Genomic DNA, 15,176 nt, shown 5'->3' with positions numbered 1-15,176 from the left:
ATGGCCGACCAGTCTCCGCGCCAGTCGCTGGTGTTCGCCGCCCTCACGGGCCTGGCGTCGATCGTGCCCATCTGGCGCGCCCCGCGTCCCGTCCGCTTCGCGCTGGTCGCGGGCACGGGCCTGGTCGCCGGCGGCGCCGCCTACGTCGCGCTCACCCGACCCGATCTCATCGACGCCGACCGCGAGCCGGTCGCCGCTCCGCAGTCAGCAGCCGTCGGCACGGGCGTCGCGGTGCTGGCCGGGGGAGCGACGGCGGTGGGATTCGCCGTCGACCGCGCCTTCGAGCAGGGCCTCGTCCGCCGCGGCGTGAAGCACCCCCGCCTCGTGCTCGGCACTGCCGGCGCGGTGCTGTCGTACGCGATCGACGTGCTCGACCGCCGGTTCGACTCGAACTAGCCCGACGTTTCGCCCTGGCTCTCCGACCGCCCCGGCCCCGACTCTTGTGACGGGATTCGGCCGGATCCGCCTCGGACGGGCGAAAGGCGTCACAAGAGCTGGTCCGGGGCGGGTGCGGCGGTCGGTCCCGCCTAGCGCAGCGTGTCCTCGAGCATCCGGGGACGGCTGATGACGATGCCGGCGGCCGTGATCGCCCCGGCCGACACGATGAGCGCCACGAGCGGCGCGGTCCACGAGCCCGTGGCGTCGTGGAGCGCACCGACGCCGAACGGGCCGAGCCCGGCCAGCAGGTAGCCCAGGCCCTGCGTGAGCAGGGACAGCGCCGTCGTCGCCGCGGGCGTGCGGGTGCGCTTGCCGATCATGGCCAGCACCCACGTGAAGGCGCCGCCGCCGAGGCCGAGCAGCACCGACCACAGCACCGGCAGGCTCGCCGGCGCCAGCAGCACTCCGAGCCAGCCCGCGGCGCTCACGACGCCGAAGAACACCGGGAGCACGGGGGTGTCGCCCGTGCGGGCCATGAGCCAGGGCAGGGCGAGCGTCAGCGGGATGCCGACGCCGGTGATGACGCCCAGCAGGATGCCGGCCTGGTGCTCGCCCACGCCGCCGTCGGTGAGGATCTCGGGGTACCAGCCGAACTGCGCGTACGCGGCGGCCGACTGGGCGCCGAAGCACGCGACCATGGCCCACGCCAGTGGGGACCGCGTGATCTCGCGCAGCGGCAGCCGGTCGGCCGTGGCGGGGCCGGTGTGCACGTCGTGCCGCAGCAGCGTGAGCCACGGCAGGATCGTCACCACGGCCAGCAGCGCCCACGCGGCGAGGCCGGGGCGCCAGCCGCCGAGCGCCTCGCTGATCGGCACCGTGGTGATCGAGGCGATCGTGGCACCGCCCATGATCGCGGCGCCGTAGAGGGCGCTGATGAGGGGGATGCGGTCGGGGAAGTGCACCTTCGCCAGCGGCGGCAGGATGACGTTGCCGACGGCCGCGCCGGCGAGGGCGATCGCGGTCGTGCCGAGGAACAGGGGCGTCTCGTCGAGGAGGGTCCGCGCGACCAGGCCGGCCGCGAGCACGGCCAGCAGCGCGACGCAGGCGTGATGCAGGCCGAACCGGCGGACGAGCCCCCCGGCGCTGAAGCCGATGAGGGCGAAGCACAGGACGGGCAGCGTGGTGAGGATCCCGGCCGTGGTGGGGGCCATCGCGAGGTCGTGGCGCACCTCGGGCAGGACGACGCCGAGGCTGGCGACCACCACGCGCAGGTTCAGCGCGAGCAGGACGATGGCGGTTCCGACCAGCCAGCGCCCGCCGACGCTCGGGGCGGGAGTGGTGGGCTGGTTGGGCACGTGCTCCATCTACGCACACGCCGCGGACGGCGTGCCGGGTGGGTCAGGATCAGCGCGGGCGGCGTCAGCGGGGCGCGCCGAGGTTCTGCACCCAGTACGTGCCGTACGTCGACGACGAGTCCGTGGCGTACCCGACGCCCAGGTGGGTGAAGGCGTCGCTCATGAGGTTGGCGCAGTGCCCGGGGCTGCCCAGCCAGCCGCGCATGACCTCGGCGGGGGAGTCGTACCCGGCGGCGATGTTCTCCCCGACGGCGCGCCACGCGTAGCCCTGCCGGTCGGCGCGGTTGGCGACGGTCGAGCCGTCACGGCCGGTGTGGCTGAAGTAGTCGTGGACGGCCATGTCCTTCGCGTGGCCCTGCGCGGCGGCGGTCAGCCGCTGGTTCAGCGAGACCGGGGCCTGCGCCTCGTAGCTCTTCGTGCCGCACTCGCGCTCGGAGGCGCGGGCCTCGTTGACGAGGCGGAGGATCTCCTGCGACCGGGCGTCCGGCTTCCAGGGCGCCCGGGCGGCGACCCGCTTCGCCGGGCTGTTGGCGGCCTTGAGCGAGCCCTTCGCCGAGACGCGGACCCGCAGGGCGATCGCGGCACCGGCCTTCGCCGGGGCGCGGTAGCGCAGGACGACGCGCCCGTAGCGGTTCGTGCGGGCCCGGTCGGCCTTGACCCACGTGCCGTTCACGCGGCGCTGGAGCGTGACGACGCGGGCCTTGGACGCGCGACCCTTCGCGGTGACCTTGACCGAGTACTTCAGGGCGGTCCCCGGCTTGACGGCCTGGCCCGCCTTCGTGAAGCCCGCGATCCTCGTCGGGGTCGCGGCGTCTGCCGGCGCGGCGCCCAGGACGAGGGCGCCGGCGGTGAGCAGCACGGCGATGGTGTGACGCATGTGACCTATGTTACGCGCTTTCGACGGCTGTCGGAGCCGTGATTCGAGGCGCCGTAGGCTGGAGCGGTGAGCAACGACGGCAGCACGACCCTCGAGGGCACCCCCAATCCGGAGGCCCCCAATCCTCAGCTGCCGATCGTGCAGAAGCTGCGCATCCGCTACGCCAAGCGCGGCCGGATGCGGTTCACCAGCCACCGCGACTTCGCCCGCGCCTTCGAGCGCGCGATCCGGCGCGCGGCGCTGCCGATCGGCCACTCCTCGGGCTACACGCCCCACCCCAAGATCTCCTACGCCGGGGCGTCGCCCACCGGCGCGGCCAGCGAGGCCGAGTTCGCCGAGATCGGGCTGACCCGCCCGATGGAGCCGGCCGACGTCCGCGCGGCCCTCGACGCGGCCCTGCCCGACGGTCTCGACGTCGTCGACGTGGTCGTCTCTCCCGGGGGCGCGCTGGCCGACCTGCTCCAGGCCAGCCGCTGGTCGATCGAGCTGCCCGACGTCTCGCCCGAGGACGCACGGACCGCCGTCGAGGCCTTCCTGGCCCGCGACGAGGTCCTCGTCGAGCGCATGATGAAGCGGGGCCTGCGCACCTTCGACTGCCGGGCCGCGGTCGTGCGTCTCGCCGTCGATCCCCGGGCAGGCACACACGGGTGTGCGATACTGGACCTGGTCGTACGCCATGACACCCCGTCGGTACGACCGGACGACGTGATCACCGGACTGCGCACCCTGTGCGGCCTGCCGATCGAGAAGGCGCCCCTGGCGACCCGCTCGGACCAAGGGCCGCTGGATGAGCAGTACGGTACGGTCGGCGATCCGCTCGCCACCGGCCGCGACGCACCCTGACAGGTGTCGACCGCGGCGGGTCGGGCTGGTCGCCGCGTGACAGGCCGTGGCGGAGTCCTTACAGACAGACTTGAGGTCCCGCGGGACCGTTGACCAGCCCGGTGGGTGGCTGCGCCGCTGCCGGGCGAAGGAGAGCACATGCTCGATCCGAACGACGCGGCCGACACGCCCGAGACCACCGGCGAGGACACCCCCGAGGCCCCCGTCACCACCACGACCACCACCCGCACGCGCCGTCGTGCCGCGGGTCGTCCCGCCGGGCCGCCCGCCGCGGTCTTCGCGCCTCCGGTCGAGGAGGAGCCCGAGCCCGAACCGGTGATCGACGAGGACGAGGACGCCGAGGACGGCGAGGCCGACGAGCCCGCTCCCGTGGTCCGCACGCGCCCGCCGGTCGGCGCGATGTTCCAGGCCCCGCCCACCGAGCTGGCCCCGCCGCTCGAGCGCAAGCGCCCCGAGACCGACGACGCCGACTCCGGTTCGGACTCCGACGACGACGAGGACGGCTCGGACGACGACGGCAGCGAGGGCGGCCGCCGCCGTCGCCGCCGCGGAGGCCGTCGCCGCCGCAAGAGCGACCAGGACACCACCGACGACGACTCCGAGTCCGGCTCCGACGACGCCCAGTCGAAGGACAAGGACTCCTCCGAGTCCGGTGACGACGAGCAGTCCGGCTCCGGCTCCACCCGTCGTCGCCGTCGCCGCGCCCGGGCGGGCGAGGGCGCCGAGGGCTCGCCCGACGATCCCGAGAACACCGTCGTGAAGGTCCGCGAGGGGCGCACCGCCGAGGACGAGATCACGGGCGTCACCGGCTCCACCCGCCTCGAGGCCAAGAAGCAGCGCCGCCGCGAGGGCCGCGAGGCCGGCCGCCGCCGCGCGCCCATCGTCAGCGAGGCCGAGTTCCTCGCCCGCCGCGAGGCCGTCGAGCGGGAGATGGTCGTGCGCCAGCGCGACGACTACACGCAGATCGCGGTGCTCGAGGACGGCGTCCTCGTCGAGCACTACGTCGCCCGCGAGTCGCAGACCTCGCTCATCGGCAACGTCTACCTGGGCAAGGTCCAGAACGTGCTGCCCAGCATGGAGGCGGCGTTCGTCGACATCGGTGCGGGCCGCAACGCGGTCATCTACGCCGGCGAGGTCGACTGGTCGAACATCCAGAACGGCAAGCAGCGCAAGATCGAGGACGCGCTCCAGCCCGGGCAGACCGTGCTCGTCCAGGTCTCCAAGGACCCGATCGGCCAGAAGGGCGCCCGCCTGACCAGCCAGATCAGCCTGCCCGGACGCTTCCTGGTCTACGTGCCCGGCGGTGGCAGCAACGGCATCAGCCGCAAGCTGCCCGAGAACGAGCGCGCGCGCCTCAAGGGCCTGCTGAAGGAGGCCCTGCCCGAGAGCGCCGGCGTCATCGTCCGCACGGCGGCGGAGGGCGCCACCGAGGATCAGCTGCAGCGCGACATCGCCGCGCTGACCGCCCGCTGGGAGGACATCGAGAGCAAGGTGACCGCCGGCAAGGCGCCCCAGCTGCTCTACTCCGAGCCCGACCTGATGATCAAGGTCATCCGTGACCTGTTCAACGAGGACTTCGCGTCACTGACGATCCAGGGCGACGAGGCCTGGGACATGGTGGCGGGCTACGTCGCGCACGTCGCGCCCGACCTCGAGGAGCGGGTGAAGCGCTGGGACGGCGATGAGGACATCTTCGCCGCCCGTCGCCTCGACGAGCAGATCCACAAGGCGCTCGACCGCAAGGTCCACCTGCCGTCCGGCGGCTCGCTGGTCATCGACCGCACCGAGGCCATGGTCGTCGTCGACGTCAACACGGGCCGGTTCACCGGCTCGGGCGGCAACCTCGAGGAGACCGTCACCAAGAACAACCTCGAAGCGGCCGAGGAGATCGTGCGCCAGCTCCGGCTGCGCGACCTCGGCGGCATCATCGTCATCGACTTCATCGACATGGTCCTGGAGAGCAACCGCGACCTCGTCATGCGCCGTCTCGTCGAGTGCCTCGGTCGCGACCGCACGCGTCACCAGGTCGCCGAGGTCACCTCGCTGGGCCTGGTCCAGATGACCCGCAAGCGCATCGGCACGGGCCTGCTCGAGTCGTTCAGCCACGACTGCGAGGAGTGCAACGGCCGGGGTGTCGTCATTCAGGACGCGCCGGTCGAGCCGAAGAAGGACGAGGGCCAGCGGCGTGGACGTCGTGGCGGCCGCTCGAACCGCGGCAACGGCGGCGGCAACGGTGGCGGTGGCAACAACGGTGGCGGACGCCAGCAGCGCTCGGACAAGGGCGACCAGTCCAAGGACGAGCAGCCGAAGGACGAGCAGCCGAAGGACGAGCAGCCCCAGGACGAGGCACCGCAGCAGGACGCCCCGAAGCCCGCGGAAGCCCAGGCCCAGGAGCAGCCCGCGCAGGCTTCCGACGCCCCCGTTTTGACCGACGATGGGGCGCCCGAGTAGAATCGACAGTCGGTGCGCTCGGCGCGCCCTTCAGACTTTCACGACCCAGTCTTTTTCAGTAAGTACAGAGTGAGGAATCCCGTGGTGTACGCAATCGTGCGCAATGGCGGCGGCCAGGCCAAGGTCGCGGTCGGCGACGTCATCTCGATCGACCAGGTCCAGGCGACCGAGGGCGACACCGTCCAGCTCGCCGCCGTCATGGTGGTCGACGGTGACCAGGTGACGGCCGGTGCCGACGCCTCCAAGGTCAAGGTCGACGCCGAGGTGATCGGCGGCGCCAAGGGCCCCAAGATCATCATCCAGAAGTACAAGAACAAGACCGGTTACAAGAAGCGCCAGGGTCACCGTCAGAAGTACACCCAGGTCAAGATCACCGGAATCAGCAAGTAAGGGACTGACGACATGGCACACAAGAAGGGCGCAGCCTCCACCAAGAACGGTCGCGACTCCAACGCCCAACGCCTCGGCGTCAAGCGTTTCGGCGGCCAGCTGGTCAACGCGGGCGAGATCATCGTCCGTCAGCGCGGCACCCACTTCCACCCCGGCTCCAACGTCGGTCGCGGTGGCGACGACACGCTGTTCGCCCTCGCCCCCGGCGCGGTCGAGTTCGGCACGAAGCGCGGCCGTCGCGTCGTGAACATCGTTCCGGAGCAGTGACACGCAGATCCTCCTGAAGGGGGCGGTCCGCTGATGCGGACTGCCCCCTTCTCATTTCCCTCTCGGGGCTCGTTCCCCACCCAGACGCATCCAGGAGACACCCATGGCGATCCCCACGTTCGTTGACCAGGTGACCCTGCACGTCTCGGGCGGCAACGGTGGGCACGGCGTCGCGTCGGTCCACCGTGAGAAGTTCAAGCCCCTCGGCGGTCCCGACGGCGGCAACGGCGGGCACGGCGGCGACGTCGTCCTGGTCGTCGCGTCCGACGTCACCACGCTGATCGACTACCACCACGAGCCCCACCGCAAGGCCACCAGCGGCGCGCCCGGGGCGGGCTCGAACCGCAACGGCGCCAACGGCGACGACCTCGTCCTGAAGGTCCCCGACGGCACGGTGATCCGCGACGAGAGCGGCGAGATCCTGGCCGACCTGGTCGGCGCCGGCACCTCCCTGGTCATCGCGGCCGGCGGTCGCGGCGGTCTGGGCAACGCCGCCCTCGCGTCGAGCAAGCGCAAGGCACCCGGCTTCGCGCTCAAGGGCGAGCCGGGCGAGGAGCGCACGGTCACGCTCGAGCTGAAGGTCGTGGCCGACATCGGCCTCATCGGCTTCCCCTCGGCCGGCAAGTCCAGTCTCATCGCCTCGCTCTCGCGCGCCCGTCCCAAGATCGCCGACTACCCGTTCACCACGCTGGTGCCGAACCTCGGCGTCGTGCGCGCGGGCGACACCACCTTCACCGTCGCCGACGTGCCCGGCCTCATCGAGGGCGCCAGCGAGGGTCGCGGCCTCGGTCACGACTTCCTGCGCCATGTCGAGCGCTGCGCCGCGCTGGTGCACGTGATCGACTGCGCCACCGTCGAGCCCGGCCGTGACCCGCTCAGCGACCTCGACGTGATCGAGACCGAGCTCGCGCGCTACGGCGAGTACGCCGACGTCGACTTCAGCGACCGTCCCCGTCTCGTCGCCCTCAACAAGACCGACGTCCCCGACGCCGCCCAGATCGCCGAGTTCGTGATCGGCGAGCTGCGCGAGCGCGGCCTGCGCGTCTTCGAGGTCTCCGCGGCCAGCCATGCCGGCCTGCGCGAGCTGTCGTTCGCGATGGCCGAGATCGTCGCCGCGCGTCGCGCCGCCGAGCCGAAGCGCGAGGCCACCCGCATCGTGCTGCGCCCGCCGGCGCCGTCGGGCGTGGGCCGCGAGTTCGAGGTCAGGCAGATCGACGGCCGCTGGCACGTCGTCGGCGAGAAGCCCGCCCGCTGGGTCCGCCAGACCGACTTCAGCAACGACGAGGCCGTCGGCTTCCTCGCCGACCGGCTCAACCGCCTCGGCGTCGAGGACGAGCTGCTCGGCCTGGGCGCCAAGGCCGGCGACGACATCGTCATCGGTGCCGCGCACGCCGGCGAGGTGGGCCGCGACGAGGTCGTGTTCGACTTCGATCCCACGATCACCGCCGGCGCCGAGGTGCTCGGCCGTCGCGGCGAGGACCTGCGCATCGACCAGAGCACGCGCCGCACGAACGCCGAGCGTCGCGAGCTGCTCGCCGCCCGTCGCGCCTGGGAGCTCGAGGCGGCCGCGCTGCGTGCCGAGGGCCGCGAGCCCGAGCCGTTCGACCCCAGCACGGTCCTCGAGGACTGGACGATCGGTGAGGAGTACCCCGGCGACGACGAGCTCGACGACGAGGACCTGCGGTGAGGGTCGTCGTCAAGGTCGGCTCCTCGTCGCTGACGACGCCGGACGGACACCTCGACCCCGACCGCATCGGCACCGTCGTCGACGCCGTCGTCACGGTGCGTGCCCGCGGTGACGAGGTCGTCCTGGTCTCGTCCGGTGCCATCGCCGCCGGCCTCGGCCCCCTGGGCCTGCCGCGCCGTCCCCGCGACCTGCCCACGCAGCAGGCCGCGGCCGCCGTCGGCCAGCGCGCGCTGATCGCGCACTACTCCGAGGCCTTCGCGGCCGCGGGCCTGGTCGTCGGCCAGGTGCTGCTCACCGTCGATGACGTCACGCGCCGCAGCCACTACCGCAACGCGCACCAGACCTTCGCGAAGCTGCTCGAGCTGGGCGTCGTGCCGGTCGTCAACGAGAACGACACGGTCGCCACCTCCGAGATCCGCTTCGGCGACAACGACCGGCTGGCCGCGCTCGTGGCCCACCTCGTCCACGCCGACCAGTTGATCCTGCTGTCCGACGTCGACGGCCTCTACACGGGCCACCCCGACCTGCCCGACTCCCGGCCGATCGCCACGGTGCGGTCCGAGGCCGACCTCGCCGACATCGACGTCGCGCGCGTCGGCTCGGCCGTCGGCACCGGAGGCATGGTCACGAAGCTCGACGCCGCGCGGATCGCCACGGCCGCCGGCATCCCCGTCCGCCTCACCTCGGCCGCCCGTGCGGTCGAGGCGGTCGAGGGCGAGCCCGTCGGCACGCTGTTCGAGCCCACCGGCAAGCGACGCGGCACGCGCCTGCTGTGGCTCGCGCACGCCAGCGAGACCAGAGGTCGGCTGCTGCTCGACGCGGGCGCGCGCCGGGCGCTCGTCGACCGCGGCGCCTCGCTGCTGGCCGCCGGGATCGTGGGCGTGGAGGGCGACTTCTCCGCCGGCGACCCCGTCGACGTGGTCGATCCCGACGGCGCCGTCATCGCGCGCGGCCTGGTCAACTACGACAGCGACGAGCTGCCCGGCATGCTGGGCCGCTCCACGGCCGAGCTCGCCGCCGAGCACGGTCCCGAGCGCGAGCGCGCGGTCATCCACCGCGACGACCTCATCCTCGTCTCCTGACGCATCAGGCGGGCTTGCCCGTGACTCTCCTTCGGTGACACGGTCACCCCAGGAGGTCGGTCATGTCCGGTCAGGACGCCAGCACGGTCGTGATGGAGCTGCGCGTGCACGGCGTGCGCGGCACGCCGACGGACTTGATGCTGGGCGTCCCGGCCGACGAGGTCGTCCAGGTCGCCGGTGACGGACGGACCGGCTTCTACCGCATCCGCGACGGCGCCGACCCACCGCTGCGCACGCTGCCGCGCGGGATGGCACTCGAGGCCTACTCGTGGGGCGAGCTCACCTCGGGCGTGCGCGGCGTGCTCGGCTGGGTGACCCGGGTCCTGTGGCTCGTCCTGCTGCCGTTCGCGCTGGTGAACCTCGCGTTCTGGGCACGGACCCAGGCCGGCGAGGACAGCGGGCAGGCCCGGTGGGGGATGCGTGCCGTCCGGATCAGCGCGCTGCTGCTCACCGTGATCGCGATGCTGACCGTCTGCTTCGTCGCGATCGACCTCGTCGCCTGGCAGTGCTTCCGCGCGAACGCCGTGGCCTGCCCCGTCCTGCCCGACGCGCTCGACCGCGTGGCCGGACTGTCGGCCGGCGCCCGCATCGCGGTGATGTCGCTGGTCCCGCTCGGTGCCCTGCTCACGCTCGTCGCGCTGTCGTTCCAGAGCCTCGCGCGCTACGAGGCGGCGGTGCACGAGGCGGACGTGACGATGACTGATGAGGAGCGTGGCCGGCCTCGGGCCAGCATCCTCGAGCACCCCCTGATGTGGCGGGGCGAGCAGCGCACACGCCGGCTGCAGCGCCTGCACGTCGCCGCCGGCCTGACCACGGTCGTGCTGTTCACCGGCATCCACGTGCTGGTGCGCGAGGGGCCGTCCCGGGTGTGGCCGACGACGCTGGCGGCGGCGGCCATCATGGCGGTCGTCGTGCTGCGGACGATGGCGGTCGACCAGGACGACCTGGAGTACCGCGACCGGCCGCACCAGGGACGGCTCAGCCGCCGCGTCTTCCCGTGGACGGGTCCGGGACGGATGATGCGACGGCTGCCGCTCGACGCCCTGGCCTGGGCGGCGCTCGGCGTCGTGGTGGTGCACCTGGCCGTGCTGTGGACGGTCGAGCTGCCCTTCGCGCAGCAGGACCTGGCCTGGTACGGCTCCAACCTGTGGTTCATCGGGCTGTTCGTGCTGCTGACGATCGTGCACGTCATCGTGTTCGTCGGCGGGCGCGTGCGGCTGCGCTGGACGTGCGTCGTGGTCCTCGGCGTGCTGCTCGTCGTGGCGTCCGGCTGGCTCGTGCCCGCGTGGGTGCTGGCGGTCGAGACGGTCGCGGCGTGGGTCGTGCTGCTGATGTTCCACCGGAACCGCAGCCGCAGGGAGCGCAATCGCCGCGTGGCCTGGGGCGGTGCGGGGGCCTCGGTGATGCTCGGCGCCGCGACGATGGTGGCGCTGCTGTTCACGTCGGCGGGAGCGGTGGCCGCGGCGAACTTCCTCAACGGCGACACCCAGACCGTGGCCGACCTCATCACCGTGCGCAACGAGCGGTCACCCGTCTCGGCGCAGGGGGAGCGGCGGCTGGCGCTGTCCGGCGACATCCGCCTGCAGGGAGCCCGCATCGTCCTGGAGAGCGGTGCCGTGCGGGTCACCCACGGCACCATCCGTGCCGACGCACTGTCCCGGGAGAGCGACGGCGTGGCCTCCTACTCCTTGGCCTCGACGCTCGTCGACCGAGCCGTCCTCGTGCTGCCGCCGGGCACGCGGACGGTCCGGCTGGTCGGGTCGTGCTTCGGTCGTGCCGACGACCCCGCGTACCCGGCGCAGGAGCCGTGCACGGGCGAGTCGAAGGGGTTCCGGACCGCCGGCGCCCTCGACGTCTCGCCCTCCTGCGTCCGCGACGACGCGCTCGTGCCGTGCCTGCGTGTCAAGGCCGCCGACGGGAAGGTGGCGCTCAAGGTCTCCGATCCGCCGCAGACGCCGATCGTCGTGCCCCAGGTGCTCGTGTGGACGCCGCTCATGCAGTCCTCGATGCTCGTGCTGGGCGGCCTGCTGACCGTCGTGATGGTGGTCCGCTACCGGACGAAGGCCGGTCCCGCGATTCGGCGGCTCGTGGGCCGCGACAGCCTCCGGGTGCCGTCGCAGGATCGCGACGGAGTGACCGACGCGCGCCTCGCGGCGGGCCTGGCCCACCGCGCCGAGCGTCTGCTGGACGGCTCGGGGATGGTGACGACGGCCCTGGCCGTGGCGACGCTCGCCCTCTCATCGGGAGGCCGGGCGCCGTGGTCGGTCTACCCGGGGCTGCGGCCGCTCGCGACGATCTCGCTCTACGTCGCGCTGCTCGGCAGCATCGGCCTGATGATGGCCGGCGCGCGGGTCCGGCGATCGCCGACGGCGCGCCGCAACGTGGGCATCCTGTGGGACGTCACCACGTTCTGGCCGCGGGCGGCCCATCCCTTCGCACCGCCCTGCTACGCCGAGCGGGTCGTCCCTGAGGTCACGGCGCGGGCACGCTGGGCGCTGGGCGACGACCCGAAGCGGGCGGTCGTCCTGTCCGGACACAGTCAGGGCTCGCTGATCTGCGTGGCGGTGGCGTGCCGCCTGAACGGCCAGGCGTCGCGACTGCGGCTGCTCACGTACGGCAGCCAGGTCCGCGCGATCTACGGTCGCGTGTTCCCCGCGGCGGCGGGTCCGTCGGCCCTGGGCTACGTGCCGACGCCGGGCCCGACGAGGCTGGGCGAGGCCTGGCCGGACGTGCCCGACGGACGGCCGCAGGCGTCGCCCGCGCCGACCGGCCTGCGGCACCAGCTCGGCGATCCGACGCACTGGGTCAACCTGTTCCGCCGCGGCGACCCGCTCGGCTACCGCGTCTACTCCGACCGCGACCACCCCGTGTTCGACGTCCCGACGCTCGAGGTGCGGCCCGCGGACTCGGGCGATCCCGGCTCGCTCGTGATGACGCATGGCGGCTACCAGCACTCCCCGGAGTACCGCACCGCGATCGCGGCGTGGACGGGGGAGCCCGTGCACGTCTGCCCGACGGATCCGGCCCGGGCCGACGCGCTCCCGCCCACCTGATGCACCAAATCTGAAAAACATTGCATGTGACCCACGTCATACGGCAGGATGCGGGACGTGGACCAGACCCGGCAGCAGCTCGTGCGAGCGGCCCGGCACGCGCTGATCGCGGGCGAGCCGGTCGACGTGGGCAAGGTCGCCGCAGAAGTGGGCGTCGACCGCAGCACCGTGTTCCGGCGCGTGGGCCGTCGTGACCGCCTGGTCGCCGACGCGCTGTGGGAGACCACCGAGCAGATCGCCTGGCCCCGGGTCGTGGCGGAGCACCCGCCGGGGACCGAGCACCGGGCCGCCAGCATCCTGCGCGCCTATGTGCAGCTGCTGATCGACGAGCCCTGGTTCCGCGCGTTCCTGCACCGTGACCCGGCCCGGGCGCTGCGCATCCTCACCACATCCGAGCAGCCCAACCAGGCACGAATGCTCGCCCTCGTGCGCGAGCTCATCCAGACCGAGCCGCCCGGACCGGTCGACCTCCCGTCCGACGAGCTCGCGTTCGTCGTCGTCCGGGTGGCCGAGTCGTTCATCTACGCCGACCTCATCACGGGCGGCACCCCCGACGCCGACGCGGCGTACCAGGTCTTCGTCGCCCTGCTCGGGTGACCGGAAGGAAAGAGAGAGACATGACCCCCCACGGAACCGCCGACCCCCGCTTCGACCGCCTGCGCGACCTCTTCGCCGCGAACCTCGAGTCCGGCGAGGAGCTCGGCGCCGCCATTGCCGTCGACCTCGACGGCGAGACCCTCGTCGACCTGTGGGGCGGGCATGCCGACGTCGCCCGCACCCGCGAGTGGGCCCGCGACACGATCGTCAACGTCTGGTCCACCACCAAGGAGATCTCCGCGCTGGCGGTCCTCGTGCTGGTGGAGCGCGGCCTCGTCGACCTCGACGCGCCGGTGGCCACGTACTGGCCCGAGTTCGCCCAGAACGGCAAGGAGGGCGTGCTGGTCCGCCACGTCATGTCGCACACCTCGGGCGTCTCGGGCTGGGAGCAGCCGTTCGTGCTGGAGGACATGTTCGACCGCGAGGCGTCGACGGCGCGGCTGGCGGAGCAGGCGCCGTGGTGGGAGCCGGGCACCGCCTCGGGCTACCACGCGCAGAACCAGGGCCACCTGCTGGGCGAGATCGTCCGGCGGGTCAGCGGCCGCACGCTCACGCGGTTCGTGGCCGAGGAGATCGCGGGCCCGCTCGGCGTCGACCTGCAGATCGGCGCCACCGAGCAGGACGACGACCGGATCGCCGAGATCGTGCCCCCGCCGCCGCTGGACATCGACCTGAGCGCCGTCGCGATGGACTCGCCGATGGTCAAGACGTTCACGGGTCCGGTGGCCGACGCGAACGCCGCGAACACGATCCCGTGGCGTCGGGCCGAGCTGGGCGCGCTCAACGGGCACACGAACGCCCGCGCGCTGGCCCGTGCCTTCTCGGTCGTGTCGCGCGGGGGAGAGGTCGACGGGGTCCGGCTGCTCTCGAAGGGCACGATCGACCAGATCTTCCGCGAGCAGTCGCACGGCGTCGACCTCGTGCTGGGCGTGCCGCTGCGGTTCGGCATCGGCTTCGCCCTGCCCGAGCTGGAGACGCTGCCGTACCTCCCGGACGAGCGGATCTGCTTCTGGGGCGGCTGGGGCGGCTCGATGACCGTGATGCTCCCGGACCGTGGACTGACGTTCTCCTACGTCATGAACAAGATGGCGCCCGGGATCATCGGCTCGGAGCGATCGGCGGGGTACATCACCGAGATCCTCGCCGCCGTGCGGTGAACCAGCGGTCCCACCCCAGCACGATCGCGAGTCCCACGAGGACTCCGAGCACCGTGTCGACCACCCGGTCGAACACGAGTGTGGAGGCCGGGGCGTCCGAGCCGAGGCTCACCATCAGCAGGGCGCACGGCGTGATCGCGACGAGGGCGACGGCGTAGTTGCGACCCACCAGCAGCTCGGCGATCACCTGCAGGACGATGACCACGAGGATCGTCGCGAGCGGGTTCGGCTCGAGGGCGAGCAGCCCGCCCGCGACGACCACGCCGACGGTCGTGCCGACGGCGCGGTGCAGACCGCGCAGGACCTGGTGACCGGTGCTGGGCCCGGAGGCCACGGCCGCGCCGCCGACCGCGGCCCAGTACGCGTGACCGAGGTCGAGCGCGACGGCGAAGGCTCCTGCCGCTCCGACGACGAGGGCGACCCGGGCGACCTCCTCCAGGGTGCACGGGCCGTGCAGCGCGCGGTGCAGGGGAGCGTCCCAGGCTGACCGCGGCCTGCGACGCGACGGCGTGAGAGCGCCGAGCGTGCCCACCACGAGGGCCAGCACCGCGGTCGCGGCGGCCACGGCCACGTGCGGCAGGACCTCGCTCGCGGCGGCACCCGTGCTGCTCGTGGCACCCACGGCGAAGACGGGGAAGAGGGCGCCGGGCGGGTGCCACGACCACGCGATCGAGGCGAGCGTGGCGAGCGCGGCCGCCGCCGTGAGCGCGAGTGCGAGGACCCACGGCCCGACCTCTGCGGCTGCCAGCGTGGTGCCGAGCGCGACGGCGGCGACGAGCACCATCGCGGCGGAGGTCTGCATGGCTGCGCGGGACCGGTACGCGTTCGCCCGCCCGTACAGCGCGGTGAAGGCGCCGAAGGTGGCCGGCAGGGCGAGGTCGAGACGGTCGATCGCCCACAGCAGGAGCAGCGGGACGCCGAAGCTGACACCGGCCCGCAGCGCGATCCAGTGGGCGTGGCCGTGTGGTGCGAACTCGGTCAGCGACCGCCAGGACCGGCGCAGCGGCGAGTCGGACGAGGGCACCTCCCGAGCCTAGTT

13 protein-coding genes are annotated in these 15,176 nt (G+C 72.8%); 10 read left to right on the top strand and 3 right to left on the bottom strand.

Features of this window, described 5'->3' with window-relative positions:
- Entirely contained in the window at positions 1–396 is a 396-nt protein-coding gene (locus tag O3S82_RS12115; protein ID WP_179423558.1) for a hypothetical protein, read from the top strand.
- Between the two features lie 131 nt (positions 397–527).
- Here the strand turns inward: O3S82_RS12115 and O3S82_RS12110 are convergent, their stop codons facing one another.
- Both O3S82_RS12110 and O3S82_RS12105 read right to left on the bottom strand, forming a co-directional pair.
- A complete protein-coding gene (locus O3S82_RS12110) occupies positions 528–1,742 on the bottom strand; it encodes an MFS transporter (RefSeq protein WP_269303107.1) in 1,215 nt (404 codons plus the stop codon).
- 55 nt (positions 1,743–1,797) lie between these two features.
- On the bottom strand, positions 1,798–2,610 hold the full coding sequence (locus O3S82_RS12105; RefSeq protein WP_269303105.1) for a CAP domain-containing protein: 813 nt from the start codon (positions 2,608–2,610) through the stop codon (positions 1,798–1,800).
- 66 nt (positions 2,611–2,676) lie between these two features.
- Here O3S82_RS12105 and O3S82_RS12100 point away from each other — a divergent pair, with 66 nt between their 5' ends.
- The 9 genes from O3S82_RS12100 (at position 2,677) to O3S82_RS12060 (ending at position 14,137) form a co-directional block, all read left to right on the top strand.
- Positions 2,677–3,453, top strand: coding sequence for a TIGR03936 family radical SAM-associated protein (locus O3S82_RS12100; protein ID WP_269303103.1), 777 nt, complete (start codon positions 2,677–2,679; stop codon positions 3,451–3,453).
- A 138-nt stretch (positions 3,454–3,591) separates the two neighbouring features.
- Positions 3,592–5,904, top strand: a complete 2,313-nt coding sequence (locus O3S82_RS12095) for an Rne/Rng family ribonuclease (RefSeq protein WP_269303101.1) — start codon at positions 3,592–3,594, stop codon at positions 5,902–5,904.
- 84 nt (positions 5,905–5,988) lie between these two features.
- Complete coding sequence (gene rplU, locus O3S82_RS12090; protein WP_179427982.1) at positions 5,989–6,294, top strand: 50S ribosomal protein L21; 306 nt, start codon at positions 5,989–5,991, stop codon at positions 6,292–6,294.
- Positions 6,295–6,306: 12 nt separating this feature from the next.
- Positions 6,307–6,561: a 50S ribosomal protein L27 gene (gene rpmA, locus O3S82_RS12085; RefSeq protein ID WP_179423566.1), complete on the top strand. Its 255-nt coding sequence runs from the start codon at positions 6,307–6,309 to the stop codon at positions 6,559–6,561.
- A gap of 103 nt (positions 6,562–6,664) precedes the next feature.
- Complete coding sequence (gene obgE, locus O3S82_RS12080) at positions 6,665–8,248, top strand: GTPase ObgE (RefSeq protein WP_179423568.1); 1,584 nt, start codon at positions 6,665–6,667, stop codon at positions 8,246–8,248.
- Positions 8,245–9,330 carry a glutamate 5-kinase gene (proB, locus tag O3S82_RS12075; RefSeq protein ID WP_269303098.1) on the top strand — a complete coding sequence of 362 codons (1,086 nt, stop codon included), beginning with the start codon at positions 8,245–8,247 and terminating at the stop codon, positions 9,328–9,330. The genes obgE and proB overlap by 4 nt, the downstream gene beginning before the upstream one ends.
- Before the next feature lie 62 nt (positions 9,331–9,392).
- Entirely contained in the window at positions 9,393–12,383 is a 2,991-nt protein-coding gene (locus tag O3S82_RS12070) for a hypothetical protein (RefSeq protein WP_269303096.1), read from the top strand.
- Positions 12,384–12,440: 57 nt separating this feature from the next.
- Positions 12,441–12,980, top strand: a complete 540-nt coding sequence (locus O3S82_RS12065; RefSeq protein WP_179423574.1) for a QsdR family transcriptional regulator — start codon at positions 12,441–12,443, stop codon at positions 12,978–12,980.
- A gap of 20 nt (positions 12,981–13,000) precedes the next feature.
- Positions 13,001–14,137: a serine hydrolase domain-containing protein gene (locus tag O3S82_RS12060; protein ID WP_269303093.1), complete on the top strand. Its 1,137-nt coding sequence runs from the start codon at positions 13,001–13,003 to the stop codon at positions 14,135–14,137.
- Here the strand turns inward: O3S82_RS12060 and O3S82_RS12055 are convergent.
- Positions 14,109–15,161: an FUSC family protein gene (locus tag O3S82_RS12055; protein ID WP_269303091.1), complete on the bottom strand. Its 1,053-nt coding sequence runs from the start codon at positions 15,159–15,161 to the stop codon at positions 14,109–14,111. The genes O3S82_RS12060 and O3S82_RS12055 overlap by 29 nt on opposite strands.
- Positions 15,162–15,176 lie beyond the last annotated feature (15 nt).

The sequence above is a fragment of the Aeromicrobium sp. HA genome (assembly GCF_027171405.1).
In the GTDB taxonomy this organism is placed as follows: Bacteria; Actinomycetota; Actinomycetes; order Propionibacteriales; family Nocardioidaceae; genus Aeromicrobium; species Aeromicrobium tamlense.
This window is presented reverse-complemented; position numbering and strand designations above follow the sequence as displayed.

Coding starts and splice junctions, on each gene's coding strand:
- O3S82_RS12060 (WP_269303093.1), top strand. CDS start 13,001: ATGACCCCCCACGGAACCGCCGACCCCCGCTTCGACCGCCTGCGCGAC.
- rpmA (WP_179423566.1), top strand. CDS start 6,307: ATGGCACACAAGAAGGGCGCAGCCTCCACCAAGAACGGTCGCGACTCC.
- O3S82_RS12115 (WP_179423558.1), top strand. CDS start 1: ATGGCCGACCAGTCTCCGCGCCAGTCGCTGGTGTTCGCCGCCCTCACG.
- obgE (WP_179423568.1), top strand. CDS start 6,665: ATGGCGATCCCCACGTTCGTTGACCAGGTGACCCTGCACGTCTCGGGC.
- O3S82_RS12110 (WP_269303107.1), bottom strand. CDS start 1,742: ATGGAGCACGTGCCCAACCAGCCCACCACTCCCGCCCCGAGCGTCGGC.
- O3S82_RS12105 (WP_269303105.1), bottom strand. CDS start 2,610: ATGCGTCACACCATCGCCGTGCTGCTCACCGCCGGCGCCCTCGTCCTG.
- O3S82_RS12095 (WP_269303101.1), top strand. CDS start 3,592: ATGCTCGATCCGAACGACGCGGCCGACACGCCCGAGACCACCGGCGAG.
- O3S82_RS12070 (WP_269303096.1), top strand. CDS start 9,393: ATGTCCGGTCAGGACGCCAGCACGGTCGTGATGGAGCTGCGCGTGCAC.